General features: G+C 57.8%; 9 protein-coding genes and 2 pseudogenes. 9 read left to right on the top strand and 2 right to left on the bottom strand.

Annotated features, from left to right (window positions below; genetic code table 11):
* The first annotated feature begins 21 nt into the window (after positions 1-21).
* Together H6973_13570 and H6973_13565 are read left to right on the top strand one after the other, a co-directional pair.
* A pseudogene (locus tag H6973_13570) lies at positions 22-1,196 on the top strand (IS630 family transposase).
* Positions 1,197-1,349: 153 nt separating this feature from the next.
* Positions 1,350-2,278: pseudogene (locus H6973_13565) on the top strand (IS1595 family transposase).
* Between the two features lie 46 nt (positions 2,279-2,324).
* Here the strand turns inward: H6973_13565 and H6973_13560 are convergent.
* The gene (locus tag H6973_13560) at positions 2,325-3,374 is read right to left on the bottom strand and encodes a DNA-binding protein (protein ID MCP5126616.1); all 1,050 of its coding nucleotides are present in this window, start codon (positions 3,372-3,374) and stop codon (positions 2,325-2,327) included.
* A gap of 212 nt (positions 3,375-3,586) precedes the next feature.
* On the opposite strand from H6973_13560, the gene H6973_13555 reads away from it, so the two are divergent.
* Together H6973_13555 and H6973_13550 are read left to right on the top strand one after the other, a co-directional pair.
* A complete protein-coding gene (locus H6973_13555; protein MCP5126615.1) occupies positions 3,587-4,747 on the top strand; it encodes a tyrosine-type recombinase/integrase in 1,161 nt (386 codons plus the stop codon).
* An 88-nt stretch (positions 4,748-4,835) separates the two neighbouring features.
* Positions 4,836-5,576, top strand: coding sequence for a dienelactone hydrolase family protein (locus H6973_13550; protein MCP5126614.1), 741 nt, complete (start codon positions 4,836-4,838; stop codon positions 5,574-5,576).
* Here the strand turns inward: H6973_13550 and H6973_13545 are convergent.
* Complete coding sequence (locus tag H6973_13545) at positions 5,569-5,718, bottom strand: hypothetical protein (GenBank protein MCP5126613.1); 150 nt, start codon at positions 5,716-5,718, stop codon at positions 5,569-5,571. The genes H6973_13550 and H6973_13545 overlap by 8 nt on opposite strands.
* 50 nt (positions 5,719-5,768) lie before the next feature.
* On the opposite strand from H6973_13545, the gene gltB reads away from it, so the two are divergent.
* The 5 genes from gltB to H6973_13520 all read left to right on the top strand — a co-directional run bounded on the left by gltB (position 5,769) and on the right by H6973_13520 (position 14,560).
* Positions 5,769-10,424 (top strand): glutamate synthase large subunit, encoded by a 4,656-nt coding sequence (gltB, locus tag H6973_13540; GenBank protein MCP5126612.1) that lies wholly within the window; start codon positions 5,769-5,771, stop codon positions 10,422-10,424.
* Positions 10,425-10,459: 35 nt separating this feature from the next.
* Complete coding sequence (locus H6973_13535; protein ID MCP5126611.1) at positions 10,460-11,902, top strand: glutamate synthase subunit beta; 1,443 nt, start codon at positions 10,460-10,462, stop codon at positions 11,900-11,902.
* A 21-nt stretch (positions 11,903-11,923) separates the two neighbouring features.
* Entirely contained in the window at positions 11,924-12,400 is a 477-nt protein-coding gene (locus tag H6973_13530) for a Uma2 family endonuclease (GenBank protein ID MCP5126610.1), read from the top strand.
* A 110-nt stretch (positions 12,401-12,510) separates the two neighbouring features.
* Complete coding sequence (locus tag H6973_13525; GenBank protein ID MCP5126609.1) at positions 12,511-13,314, top strand: SapC family protein; 804 nt, start codon at positions 12,511-12,513, stop codon at positions 13,312-13,314.
* A gap of 25 nt (positions 13,315-13,339) precedes the next feature.
* Positions 13,340-14,560, top strand: a complete 1,221-nt coding sequence (locus tag H6973_13520) for a glycosyltransferase (protein ID MCP5126608.1) — start codon at positions 13,340-13,342, stop codon at positions 14,558-14,560.
* Position 14,561 lies beyond the last annotated feature (1 nt).

Genomic DNA, 14,561 nt, shown 5'->3' with positions numbered 1-14,561 from the left:
AGATCAACAGGAGGAATCACCATGGCCCACAAGTATCTGGTTGATCTAACTGAAGAGGAGCGGGAAGACCTGCTGAAGGTCATTCATAAAGGCAAGGCAGCGGCGCGCAAGGTTGCCCGTGCCCATGTGTTGCTGCAGGCTGCGGAAGGGGCGACGGATGAGGCCATTGCCCAAAGCCTTCACTTGGGGATTTCGACCGTTCATCGTACCCGTCAACGGTTTGTCGACGAAGGGTTGCTGGCGGCGTTAAGCGAGCGGCCACGAGTCGGTTTGCCCCCGGCCTTGACCGGCAAACAGGCCGCCTTTCTGGTCGCCTTGGCCTGTAGTACCCCGCCCGCTGGCCGTTGTCAGTGGACTCTCCAATTGTTAGCGGACCGCTTCATGGAACTCCGGCCCATCGAAGCCATTTCCCGTGAGAGTGTGCGGCGCATCCTTAAAAAAACGACCTCAAACCCTGGCAACGTCAAGAATGGTGTATTCCCAGTGTCAGTCCCGATTATGTTTGGCATATGGAGGATGTGTTGGACCTGTACGCCGAACCCGATGATCCTCAATACCCCCAAGTGTGCTTCGATGAAAGTCCGGTGCAATTGACCAGCGAAACCCGCTGTCCTCAACCCGCCCGCCCGGGTCAACCGGCGCGCTATGACTGTGAATACAAACGCGAAGGCACCGCCAATTTATTTCTATTCGTACAACCCTTGCGCGGGTGGCGTCATGTTAATGTCACGAAACAGCGCACCAAACGCGATTTTGCCCAGCAAATGCAGCAACTCGTTGATGTGTACTTTCCGAAGGCGGAGCGAATCCGGTTGGTCGTGGATAACCTCAATACCCACACTCCTGCGGCCTTGTATAGTGTCTTTTCTCCAGAGGAAGCCCGCCGGATCACCCGCAAGCTCGAATTTCATTACACCCCCAAGCATGGCAGTTGGCTCAATATGGCGGAATGTGAGTTCGCTGTTCTCGCCGGCCAGTGTTTGAATCGCCGCATTGCGAACCTCGAAACTTTGCGGAAGGAAATCGCCGCTTGGCAAGGCCCACGCAACCTACGTCAGACCAAAATCCACTGGCAGTTCGGCACCGACTTGGCCCGGGTCAAACTCAAGCGCCTCTATCCTCCCTTGAAATCTTCTGAAACCCCGGTGGACCTAGAAACCTCTGAACCTGTCAAAACTTCTGTGTCAGCCCACTAGTCAGTCTGAATTTCTTTTAAGCAAAGGCCCCGGTCAGGGGCTTTTGTTTTTGGCTCAATATGGATTCCAGGCTGTTGAAGATGGCTCGCCCTGCCAAGGGACAGGATCTACACTGAAGAGGTTTTGAACCGCCGCGCTCCAGGTTTCCCGTCGATGATCAACCTTCAGAATCTACTGGACGATGTCCGGTGTTACGAAACGGTCCGCCAACTGCGCTGGCCCGATGGGGTTCACTGCCCCCATTGTGGGGCGGCGAACGTGACGAAGCAGGGTCACGACACGACCCAACCGGCGCGACAGAAATATCGGTGTGCTGGGTGCCATCGCTCTTTTGACGATCTAACCGGGACGGTGTTGGCCGGCCACCACCCGCCGTTACGAATTTGGATATTATGTTTATATTTTATGGGTTTGAACTTGTCTAATGCCCAGATTGCCCAAGAGTTGGCGTTGAATCCGGACGACGTGCAGCGGATGACCGAGCAACTGCGCCAAGGTATCGTCGCCCGCCAACCCGAACCCACCTTGGCGGGGGAAGTGGAATGCGACGAGGTCTATATGGTGGCCGGGCATAAAGGGCATCCGGACGCGGTGAAAAAAAAGGCCGCCGCGGGCGGCGTCGCCGGCTGAAGGGGGCACGGGGTCGAGGCACCCTGGAGCAGGAAAAGCCGCCGATTCTCGGCATGATTGAGCGCGGCGGCGCGGTGGTCGTCCGGATGCTGGATAATGTCCAGCAAGCGACCATCCAACCGCTCCTTCAGACTTTCATCGCCCCGGGAACCCGGGTGTATACCGATGAATATGCAATCTATAACCCATTGAAGGATTGGGGCTTTGATCATCATACGGTGTGTCACAGCCGGGGTGAATACGCCCGCGACGACGATGGCGATGGCTTCCATGAGATTCATGTTAATACCGCTGAGGGTTTCTGGTCCCTGTTGCGTTCCTGGTTGCGACCCCATCGAGGAATTTCGCAAGAAAAGCTGCCGCTCTACCTGGGCTTCTTTCAGTTCGTGCATAACGTCCGCATTCGGGGCAAAGGCTTGCTCAGACCTCTCTTGGAACTGCTGGTCGCCTAACAACGCCAACTGACTGGAATCCATATTGAGCCTTGTTTTTTTACTGCTATTCATTTAGGTTCGGATGCGAGGGATTATCACGTCGAGTCATAATTTCCTTGAGCAATCTTCGCATCTCCGCGGTCTCCTGCTCCAGGCGTTGTCGCAGATCGATTTCGGTTTCCAGGCGAACCTGCATGATTTCCAGAGCATGTCCGGCTTCTTGAACCTGTTGTTCGCGCCGTTTAAGCGTCGCGTCAAGCGTCTCCAGAGTTGCAGTAGTTTGCTCCAGCCGTTCCTGGACGTTGGTGAGATGGCGCTGTAATTCACCACGTTCCCGTTGAATACTTTCCAGTTGATGCGTCAGCGTTGCTTCGTGTTGTAGGCGATTTTGCCGTTCCGTGGCGAACGACTGCTGTTCTGTAGTCCGCTCGGCGCGCTCCCGATCCAGTAATTGCATGAAACGCGCCTCATTGACTTCGCCGCGCTGGCGTTCGTATTCAAGCCGCTGTTCCGCTTCCTGGCGCTGCTGATCAAGATCATTGCGTAATTGTAGAAGGGTAGCGTTCATCTGCGCGATTCGAGAATCGGTTTCCGCGCGCATTTCTGCAATAGAAGTAGTAGCCGCCTGTACTCGCTCTTCAGCGGCTTGGGTCGCTGTTTCCGCAGCGGCTCGACGTTCCTGTTCCACAAGCAGGCGATCAGTGAGTTCGCGTTGCATAGTTTGAGCAGTTTCCCACTGATGATGCGCCTCAGCAGCTTCGGCCTGCGCCTGTTGCGATTGGGCAATGGCGGCGTCGCGAGCCTGTTCGGCGGTCGTAACGGCTTGCAGGGCGCGGTCACGTTGCTCTTCGAAAGCCGCTTCGGCGGACTGTACGGCAATTTTCCAAAAGGTTTCCATGGCCGTAGTTACAGTTTCCGGCACCGTCGGCGGCAATACGGCGCGAGGCGCATTAGCCATTTGTTGTTGCCAACGCTTGAGATGCTCGCTGATGGTGGTGTTGCTGCCGGTGCCGAGGACTTCGCGCACCCGTTGGATGGTCGGATTCAAACCGCGACCGAGCAGCGTTTCAGCAACTTCCTTGACTTCTTCATAACGGATTCCTGAACGGGCCATATCGGATTGCTCCTGGGTGAAAAGTGAAAATCGCTGTAATAATATCAAATATTATTATTACATATTACGTTTTTTTACGATCTATTTTAGGGTAAAATTCCTGATAATCACCATTATCAGGAATTACATTATGCTAAATTAATTCTTAAAAATTACCGTGAAAGCAACCGATTCTGACCTTAAACTTAATTGTTATGAACGATACGACCAAGATGCCCGTTTTACCGCCCGCCACACCGCAACCACTGGAAATATTTCGGGTACCCGCAGGTTTCGACGGACGCACCGGCAGCAATCGCGCTGGTCCCGATGTAGTCTGCCAATTGGCTGCAAGTAATGACATGGAAGCCATTCAAGCTTGGCTGGCTGAATTTCACGATTCCCCACAGACCCTGCGCAACTACCGCAAGGAAGCTGAACGTTTGCTGCTGTGGGCTTTACTTGAACGCGGCAAACCGCTCTCCAGCCTGACTCGCGAGGATTGCCTGTTATACGAAGCATTCCTGAACGACCCGCAGCCCCGCGAGCGCTGGTGCGGAGTCAAAGCGCCACGTTTCAGTCCCCAATGGCGGCCGTTCGTGGGACCATTAAGTCCCGCCAGCCGCCAGATGGCCCTGCTGATCATCAATTCCCTATTTAGCTATCTGGTCACAGCCGGATATTTGGCCGGCAACCCGCTGGCATTAGCCCGCCGCCGCACCCGAAACCATCAATCGACCCGACAGGTGGAACGCTTTCTGGAACAGGACCAATGGCAGGCGTTGCTAGCTGCTGTCGACGCCTTGCCGCGCGACAGCGAACGCGACTGCCAACACTACGCCCGGGCAAAGTATCTGGTGGCCCTACTTTATTTGCTCGGCCCCCGGGTCAGCGAAGTCGCCGAACACACCATGAGCAGTTTTCAGCGCATTCGTGGTCGCTGGTGGTGGCAGGTCACCGGCAAGGGGCGCAAGGAAGCCCGGGTGCCGGTCAACGAGGATTTGCTGGCTGCCCTGAGCGAATATCGGCGCTTCTACGGTCTCCCTCCCTTGCCCGATCCAGATGAATCGACGCCGCTAGTCATGAACCTCAAGGGCGCCGCCGGCATTGGCGACAATATGATTTACCGCATCGTCAAGAGCCTGGTGATCCGCGCCGCTGCCCGTTTGGAAGCCGATGATCCCCATCAGGCGGAAAAACTACGGCGCGCTTCCACCCACTGGTTCCGCCACACCAGCATCACCCACCAGGCTGATGCAGGCATCGATCTTCGCCATTTGCAACGCAATGCCCGTCATGCCCGTCTCGACACCACCGGCCTTTACCTGCACGCCGAGGAAAACGAATGGCATGAGGCCATGGAGCGCCATCGCCTCAAAAGGCAAAAGGAGTGATGGAATAGCGGAACCTCATTGAATCAGGAACGGTCTTGAACGAAAGCCGGCAATCCGCCGGAAAGTCCCTACCCATAGAGATCAAGCCATGCGAAACTGGATTGCTGCGATGATACTGAGCCTGACACCCTTCCTGGCGCTGGGCGCAACCGGCAAAGTTATCACTTATGAAGTCAACGGCCAACCTTATGAAGGCTACTTTATCAACCCCGGCAAGGACGCCCCGTTCATCCTGATGATCCACGACTGGGATGGCCTGACCGATTACGAAGTCAAACGCGCCAACATGCTCGCTGAGAAAGGCTACGCTGTGTTCGCAGCGGATTTGTTCGGCAAGGGCGTGCGTCCGACGAAAGACGTTGATAAACGCCAACATACCGGTGAACTGTACAAGGACCGCGAAAAAATGCGCGCTTTGATGATGGGTGCCCTGGAGACCGCCAAGGCCAACGGCGCTAACATCGACAACGCCATTGCTATGGGCTACTGCTTCGGCGGCGCGGCGGTGCTGGAGTTGGCCCGTTCCGGCGCAAATCTCAAAGGCTTCGCCACCTTTCACGGCGGTCTGCAAACCCCAGAAGGTCAGGACTACGCTAAAACACGCGCCCCTGTTCTGATCATGCATGGCGGCGCGGATACCGCTGTTACCATAGATGACGTAGCCACCCTCGCCAAAGAACTGGAAGCCGCAAACGTTCCTTACGAAATCGCCGTCTACAGCGGCGCGCCCCACGCCTTCACCGTCTTTGGCGAAGAGCGTTACCGGGAAGACGCTGATCAGAAATCCTGGGCACTGTTCAACCGATTTCTTGAGGCAAATCTCAAATAGCCACATCCTGTCGCCGCTGTATTTGACTATCAGGGGTCTTGCGGTCAGCGGCGGCTATATTCAGCGCGCTCTGACAGGCGCGAACGCCGGGTTTATTCATCTCGCCGGTTGCAAGAACGGCGCTCAGATCGGTAGTATGCAAGTAATTTATTCTCCAAACTCTTTATAACCCTCAATCGCTGGGGAATTTGCATGAGCGTCACCCACCTGCCACCCGCTGCGGGTCTCTACGACCCACGCAATGAACACGACTCCTGCGGCATCGGCTTCGTCGTCGATATCAAAAACCGCAAGAGCCACCAACCCATCTCCCAGGGTCTGGAAATCCTTGCCAATCTCAGCCATCGCGGCGCAGTCGGCGCTGACCCTCTGGCGGGCGACGGCGCAGGCATCCTGTTGCAAATTCCCGACGCCTTCCTGCGCGCCGAGTGCGCCGATCTGGGCATCGACCTGCCCGCCCCTGGCGACTACGGGGCTGGCATGGTCTTTCTGCCTCGTGATAACCAGGACCGCGCTCAGAGCGAAGCTGCTCTGCAACGCAGCATTACTGCCGAAGGACAAACCCTGCTGGGCTGGCGCGATGTACCCACCGACAATAGCTGCTTGGGTGACAGTGTGCGTTCCTCTGAACCGGTGGTTCGGCAAATTTTCGTTAAACGCGAAGCGAATTGCCCTGATAGTGACGCCTTCGAGCGCAAACTGTTCATCATCCGCAAGCAGGCGCACCGCTCCATTTGGCGCGGCAACGCCTTCGGCGACGATCAACAGTTTTATGTCTCTTCATTATCAGCCCGGACTATCGTTTATAAGGGCATGATTCTGGCCCGGAATATTGGCATTTATTTCCCGGAACTGCGCGATCCGCGCCTGGAATCGGCGCTGGCCCTGGTTCACCAGCGTTTTTCTACCAACACCTTTCCTTCCTGGGCGCTGGCGCAACCGTTCCGCTATCTCTGCCATAACGGCGAAATCAACACCCTGCGCGGCAATATCAACTGGATGATGGCTCGCCGCCACGGCATGACGTCCAAAGTGCTCGGCGCTGATTTGGACAAGCTCTGGCCGCTGATCGGCGACGGCGCGTCCGACTCCGCTACTTTCGACAACGCCCTGGAGCTGTTGATAGCGGGCGGCTACTCCCTCCCCCACGCCATGATGCTGATGGTCCCGGAAGCCTGGTCGGATAACCCGCTGATGGACCCCCATCGGCGCGCTTTCTACGAATACCACGCCGCTCTGATGGAACCCTGGGATGGTCCAGCCGCGATCGCCTTCACCAATGGCCGCCAGATCGGCGCGACCCTGGACCGCAACGGCCTGCGCCCCGCACGTTACTTGGTCACCGACGACGATCAAGTGATCATGGCCTCGGAAATGGGCGTGCTGTCCGTGCCCGAAGAAAAGATTGTCAAGAAATGGCGGCTGCAACCTGGCAAGATGCTGCTGATTGACCTGGAACAGGGCCGCATCATCGACGACGACGAAATCAAGGAACAACTGGCGTCGAAGCATCCCTACCAGACCTGGCTGGACGCCACGCAAATCCGCCTGAAGGACCTGCCGACCGAAATCGGTTCGATGCCCCCCGATCCGCAGACCCTGCTGCGTCGCCAACAAGCCTTTGGCTACACCCAGGAAGACATCCGCGCCTTCCTCACGCCGATGGCGGTCAACAGCGAAGACCCGATTGGCTCGATGGGCCGCGACATCCCGCCCGCTGTGCTGTCCAGTCGCGCCAAGCTGCTCTATGACTACTTCAAGCAAAAATTTGCCCAGGTGACCAACCCACCTATCGATCCGATCCGCGAAGAACTGGTCATGTCGCTGGTGTCCTTGGTCGGTCCCCGCCCCAATCTGCTCGACCTGGAAAGCGGCGGAACCCACAAGCGCCTGGAAGTCAAACGGCCTATTCTTGGCAACATCGACCTGGAGCGCATTCGCCGCATCGAATACCACGTTGACCGCGCCTTTCGCACCGAAACGCTCAGCATCTGCTACCCGGTCGAACGCGGCGCTGGCGGCATGGCCCGCGCCCTGGAGAATCTCTGCCGAGAAGCCGCCGACGTGGTGCGCCGGGGCTACAACATCCTGATCCTCTCTGACCGCGAGATCGACGCCGACCACATCGCTATCCCCGCCCTGCTCGCCACTGCCGCCGTGCATCATCACCTGATCCGCGACGGTCTGCGCACCGAGGTCGGTCTGGTGGTAGAAACCGGCGAAGCTAAGAAGGTTCACGACTTCTGCTTGCTGGCCGGCTACGGCGCGGAAGCGATTAACCCCTACCTGGCGCTCGACACGCTGTCCGCCACGCTGGCGCGCGGCCCGCAGAAGATGAGCGAGAGCGAAGCGCATGAACACTACACGAAAGCCGTTTCCAAGGGCATCCTCAAGGTCATGTCCAAGATGGGCATTTCCACCTACCAGTCCTACTGCGGCGCGCAAATCTTTGAGGCTGTCGGTCTGGCCAACGACTTCGTCGACCGCTACTTCACTGGCACCCAGGGTGTTATTGAAGGTGTCGGACTCACCGAAGTTGCCCGGGAAGCAGCGCAACGTCACCGTCAAGCCTATGGCGACGCACCGCTTTATCGCGAAGCCCTGGATGTTGGTGGGGAGCTTGCCTACCGCATCCGCGGTGAGGATCACGCCTGGACGCCGGAAACCATCGCCCTGTTCCAGCACGCGGTGCGTTCCGGTGACTACGCGCAATTCAAAGCCTACAGCCAGATGATGAACGACCAGCAGGATCGCTTGCGCAACCTGCGCGGCCTGTTCGAGTTCCGCTTCGCCAATCAACCGTTGCCCCTGGACCAGGTGGAGCCTGCCAGTTCCATTGTCAAACGCTTCTCCACCGGCGCCATGTCCTTTGGCTCCATTTCCTGGGAAGCGCACACCACGCTGGCGATCGCTATGAACCGGCTCGGCGCAAAGTCCAACACCGGCGAGGGCGGGGAAGACGCCAAGCGCTATGTCCCCCTGGAAAATGGTGACCTGGCCCGTTCAGCGATCAAACAGGTTGCTTCTGGCCGCTTCGGCGTCACCACGGAATATCTGGTCAACGCCGACGCTATTCAAATCAAGATGGCGCAAGGAGCCAAACCCGGCGAAGGCGGCCAGTTGCCCGGCCACAAGGTCAACGACTGGATTGCCCGGGTCCGTTTTTCCACCCCCGGCGTCGGCCTGATCTCTCCGCCCCCGCACCACGATATCTATTCCATCGAAGATCTGGCGCAGCTGATTTTCGATCTGAAAAACGCCAATCCGCAGGCAGACATCAGCGTCAAGCTAGTCTCGGAAATCGGCGTTGGTACGGTTGCCGCCGGCGTTGCCAAAGCTCACGCCGACCACGTCACCATTTCCGGCGAAGACGGCGGCACCGGCGCCAGTCCCCTGACCTCTATTCAACACGCCGGTTCGCCCTGGGAAATTGGCTTGGCCGAAACCCATCAAACCCTGGTGCGTAATCACCTGCGCGGACGTATCGCGGTGCAAGCCGATGGCGGCATGCGCACCGGGCGCGATGTGGTTGTGGGCGCGCTGCTCGGGGCCGATGAATTCGGTTTTGGCACCATCGCCCTGATTGCCGCTGGCTGCGTCATGATGCGCAAATGCCATCTGAACACCTGCCCGGTCGGCGTCGCCACTCAGGATGAAGCGCTGCGCAAGCGTTTCCCTGGTCAACCGGCTCACGTTATCAACTTCTTCACCTTCCTGGTGGAAGAAGTGCGCGAACTGATGGCGCAACTCGGCTTCCGCACCTTCGACGAGATGATTGGCCGCAGCGACCGGCTCGACATGCGCCGGGCGATCCATCACTGGAAAGCGCGCGGACTGGACTTCAGCCGATTACTGGCCGTCCCCCCGGCGCCCCCCGGTGTCGCGACCTATCATTGCGAAACGCAGAACCACGGTCTGGAGCACATCCTGGACCATCGGCTGATCGCCCAGGCGCAACCCGCCCTGGAATCCGGTCAACCGGTGCGCATCGAAACCCCGATCCGCAACACCGACCGCACGACCGGCGCTATGCTCTCCGGGCAGATCGCTCGGCGCTACGGTCATGCCGGTCTCCCGGACGATACGATTCACATCCACCTGCACGGCACTGCCGGACAAAGCTTCGGCGCATTCGTCGCCAAGGGCGTCACGCTGGAACTGGCTGGCGAAGCCAACGATTATGTCGGCAAAGGACTTTCCGGGGGACGGCTGATCATCTACCCGCCCGCAATCAGCCGGTTGCGCCCGCAGGATAACATCATCGTCGGCAATACCGTCCTCTACGGTGCCATTGCCGGCGAATGCTACTTCCGGGGCGTCGCTGGCGAGCGTTTCGCCGTGCGCAATTCTGGCGCTTTAGCCGTCATCGAAGGAACCGGCGATCACGGCTGTGAGTACATGACCGGCGGCATCGTGGTCGTACTGGGACCGACTGGACGCAACTTCGCCGCCGGCATGAGCGGCGGCATTGCCTACGTCCTCGACGAAGCGGGCGATTTCGCTCGCCGCGCCAATCCGGCCATGGTGGTGCTGGAACCGCTGAACGATGTAGAGGAAACCCTCAAGGTCCGCGTTTTGCGGGATGACTGGCGCGCCTTGGCCGACGCGGAATTACCGGAAGACCGGTTGCGCCACGATGCCCGGCGCTTGCAAACGCTGATTGCTCGCCACTTCCTGTACACCGGCAGCGAACCTGCGCACCGGGTGCTGGAGCATTGGCGCGAACTGTTGCCGAAATTCGTCAAAGTCATGCCGCTCGACTACCGGCGCGCCTTGCAGGATTTACAGGCCCAGGCGGCGCGCGCCGTTCAGCAGGACGAAGACGAAGACGCCAGCGTGGCGGCGTGAAATTTTTAAGTTTTAAGTTTTAAGGTTAAAAACTTATGGGTAAGCCTACCGGTTTTCTGGAAATTCCACGCCACGACCACGGCTATGCGCCGGTTGATGAGCGTGTTAAACACTTCCGCGATTTCATCGTTCCCCTACCAGAGCCGGACGTTCGCGAGCAGGCGGCGCGCTGCATGGATTGCGGCATTCCCTACTGCCATCGCGGCTGTCCGGTGCATAACATTATTCCTGATTGGAACGATCTGGTGTATCGCGGCCACTGGCGCGAGGCGCTGGAAGTTCTACATTCCACCAACAACTTTCCCGAATTCACCGGGCGTATCTGCCCCGCGCCATGCGAAGCGTCCTGCACCCTTAATTTCAACGATAATCCGGTCACGATCAAGGATATTGAATGCGCCATTATCGACAAGGGTTGGGCTGAGGGTTGGGTGACGCCGCAAATCGCCGCGCATCGCACCGGAAAATGGGTCGCAATTGTCGGTTCTGGTCCCGCCGGTCTAGCCTGCGCGCAACAGCTGGCGCGGGCCGGTCACCGGGTTGTGGTGTTTGAAAAGAGCGACCGCATCGGTGGGCTATTGCGCTACGGTATTCCTGACTTCAAACTGGAAACGTCGCAAATCGACCGGCGTCTGGCGCAAATGCAGGCGGAAGGCGTGGAATTTCGCCCCAATTGCCACGTCGGCGCTGACGATCTTCCCGCCCGGCAATTACTCGCTGAATTCGATGCCGTAGTGCTGGCCGGTGGGGCTGAACAACCACGAGATCTGAATGTGCCGGGTCGTGAGCTGACTGGCATTCATTACGCCATGGATTTTTTGACCCAGCAAAATCGCCGGGTTGCCGGTCACGCTTTCCCGGTCGAACAGGAGATTCTCGCCACGGACAAACAGGTTATCGTGATCGGCGGCGGCGATACCGGCTCGGATTGCGTCGGCACCTCGGTACGGCAAGGCGCACAATCAGTAACCCAACTAGAAATTATGCCTAAACCGCCGGTGCAGGAGAACAAATTGCTGACCTGGCCGAACTGGCCGCTCAAGCTACGCACCTCCAGTTCCCACGAGGAAGGCTGCGAACGCGACTGGGCGGTTGCTACGCAGGCGTTTGTCGGTGAAAACGGGCATGTGACTGCAATTCGGGTCGCCCGCTTGGAATGGCAAACCGTGAAGGGGCGACAAACCATGGTGGAAGCGCCCGACAGCGCCTTCGAGATCAAAGCGGACCTGGTGTTGCTGGCGATGGGTTTTGTTCACCCGGTTCAGCAAGGCATGTTGGAAGAACTGGGCGTCGCCCTGGACGAGCGCGGCAATGTCCGCGCCGGGACCAGCGACTATCAGACCTCGTTGAACAAAGTGTTCACCGCCGGCGACATGCGGCGCGGTCAATCGCTGGTGGTCTGGGCCATCCGTGAAGGCCGACAATGCGCCCATGCCGTCGATGAATTCCTGATGGGCCATTCGGAATTACCGGTTTAATCCATCACTGAGACGCTGACCATGAACTGGCTGGAAGTGTGTGAACATCCGGCGTTGCAGGATTTGCCCTTCAAGATCGAGCTGGATGAAACCGGGAAAATCATCATGGCGCCGACCAAGGTTTATCATTCGATTTATCAAGGGGAAATCGCTTATCAGTTGCGCACCCTCTCACCGACGGGCAAAGCCTTTGTTGAATGCGCGATTGCTACCCGCAAGGGCACCAAGGTGGCTGACGTCGTATGGGCATCCCCGGAACGACTCGCGACCATCTGGCCAGAAGTGGAATGTTCGGTCGCCCCGGAGCTGTGTGTCGAGGTGCTGTCTTCCACTAATACCGGTAAGGAAATGCGGACCAAACGGCAGTTGTATTTCGAAAAAGGCGCGCTGGAGGTTTGGCTGTGCAACGCCGATGGCCATCTCAGTTTTTTCGGCCCGCATGGGCTGTTGAAAAAGTCTGTCCTGTTCCCCGATTTTCCAGCCAAAATCGAACTCTAGCGTCAGAAAGCCAACGTCATGGAGAAAAGAACACCCTGCTTCAGCGGAAAGTAACCTGTTTCAGACGCCTCAAATCTCCATAATCCCTGCCTACCTCGAAGGCCACTTCAATGCCCGCATTCGCCGCACTGAGCCGAGAACGTCATGCCCATCAAGGCTGGAAGCGCCATACTAGCTATACCTTCACCGCTAAGGAGGCGGTTGTGCCTCTGGTGGGTGCGGAACTGCCCAAAGTTTTGCCGAGCATGCCAATCGCCTTCATTCAGGAACAGACTCATTATCAACTGGTAGGCGTTCTATCCCTGCAACCGGGGAGCAACCTGCTCGTATCCGCCAGCGGTCAGTGGCTCGGTCCTTATATTCCCGTAGCTTGGCGCACCTATCCCTTCCGCGTATTACGGCCTCAAGGAAGCGAACAGTCGGTGCTGTGCGTAGATGAAGACAGCGGTCTGATCATTGACGCCGCCAATGCCGATGAACGTTTTTTCAACGACCAGGGGGACCCGGGCGTCGCCATTCGCGATATATTGAATTTTTTGACGCAGGTCGAGGCCAACCGGGTTGCAACTCAGCGGGGGGTCGACGCGCTTGCTAGGGTCGGGATCATTGAACAATGGCCGCTCCAGGTGGATCAGGCAGGACAAATGCTCTCGGTGACAGGTCTCTACCGTATCAATGAAGTTGCCCTCAACGCCCTGGATGACCAAGTCTTTCTCGAACTGCGTCAACACCAATCCTTACCCGTGGCCTACGCGCAACTGCTATCCATGAACCAGCTCACTGTTCTGGAGCGCCTGAGCCAGATGCAAGCACGACGGGCCGAGCAAATACAAGCGCAGCAACAGGCTAATTCACTGGGAGATCTCGACAGCTTCGGACTCACGCAGGAAGACGGTATCCTGCGATTCGATTGAGCACGGCGCCTCCCTATTTACCTTGATGAACATTCTGTTTGTCCACCAGAACTTTCCCGGTCAATATCAACACCTAGCCCCCGCCCTGGTTGATCAGGGCCACCAGGTGATGGCGATATGCCAGGGCAACCCGAGCCGAGCGGTTCCCGGAGTTGACATTCACGGTTACCGGTTGCCACGAGGAAACACTCCCGATGTGCATCCATTCGCCATCGAATTTGAATCCAAGGTGCTGCGTGGAGAGGCTTGTGGGCGGCTGGCTGAGAAATTACGAGAGTCAGGGTTTATCCCGGACGTAACCCTGGCCCATCCAGGCTGGGGGGAAGCGCTGTACCTGAAAGACGTATTCCCGGATACGCGACTGATCTGTTTCGCTGAATACTATTACCGGGCTTCGGGGCAAGATATAGGGTTTGATCCGGAATTTCCCGCGCCCACCTTCGCCGATCGGGCGCGGTTACGCACCAAGAACGCCAACCTGGCGATAGCCTTTGACGTCATGGACTGGGGAGTAGCGCCAACCGGCTGGCAAGCTTCCACACACCCGGCATGGGTGCGAGAAAAGCTCAGTGTGATCCACGACGGGATCAATACTGACGTTGCCGCCCCTGATCCAGCCGCAGAGATTCACTTACCAGACCGGCGCATCTGTGCGCGCCCAGGTGATGAAGTCCTCACGTTCATCGCCCGTAACTTGGAGCCGGTGCGCGGCTACCATATCTTTATGCGCGCCCTGCCTGACATCCTGGCTCGACGCCCCAGGGCGAAAGTATTTATTGTTGGCGGCGAAGACGTCAGCTATGGCGCGCGACCCGAAAGCAGCTCCTACCGGCAACGCTATCTGGATGAAGTCGCCCGGCGGCTCGACCCCTCTCGGGTCTTTTTCATGGGCCGGGTGTCTTACAATGTCTTGCTGCGGCTACTGCAAATTACTCGCTGTCATGTCTACCTGACCTACCCTTTTGTGCTGTCCTGGTCGATGCTTGAGGCGATGAGCGCCGGGGCGTTGGTAGTAGGTTCTCGAACCCCGCCTGTTGAGGAAGTGATCATCCATGAGAAGAATGGCCTCCTGGTTGATTTCTTCGATATCTCCGAGTTAGCGAACACGGTCTGCTCGGTCCTGGCCGATCCGGACGCCTATGCAGGACTGCGCCTGAAAGGCCGACAGACCATTGTCGAACATTATGATTTACAACGAATCTCCCTCCCCGCCCAGATCAGGTTATTGAAAGAATCAGCGACCTGAT

This window comes from Gammaproteobacteria bacterium (assembly GCA_024235095.1).
Classification (GTDB): domain Bacteria; phylum Pseudomonadota; class Gammaproteobacteria; order Competibacterales; family Competibacteraceae; genus UBA2383.
This window is presented reverse-complemented; position numbering and strand designations above follow the sequence as displayed.

Bases quoted from the DNA above. Each gene is read 5' to 3' on its own strand.
- H6973_13560 (MCP5126616.1), bottom strand. From the start codon at position 3,374: ATGGCCCGTTCAGGAATCCGTTATGAAGAAGTCAAGGAAGTTGCTGAA.
- H6973_13550 (MCP5126614.1), top strand. From the start codon at position 4,836: ATGCGAAACTGGATTGCTGCGATGATACTGAGCCTGACACCCTTCCTG.
- H6973_13530 (MCP5126610.1), top strand. From the start codon at position 11,924: ATGAACTGGCTGGAAGTGTGTGAACATCCGGCGTTGCAGGATTTGCCC.
- H6973_13520 (MCP5126608.1), top strand. From the start codon at position 13,340: ATGAACATTCTGTTTGTCCACCAGAACTTTCCCGGTCAATATCAACAC.
- H6973_13535 (MCP5126611.1), top strand. From the start codon at position 10,460: ATGGGTAAGCCTACCGGTTTTCTGGAAATTCCACGCCACGACCACGGC.
- H6973_13525 (MCP5126609.1), top strand. From the start codon at position 12,511: ATGCCCGCATTCGCCGCACTGAGCCGAGAACGTCATGCCCATCAAGGC.
- gltB (MCP5126612.1), top strand. From the start codon at position 5,769: ATGAGCGTCACCCACCTGCCACCCGCTGCGGGTCTCTACGACCCACGC.
- H6973_13555 (MCP5126615.1), top strand. From the start codon at position 3,587: ATGCCCGTTTTACCGCCCGCCACACCGCAACCACTGGAAATATTTCGG.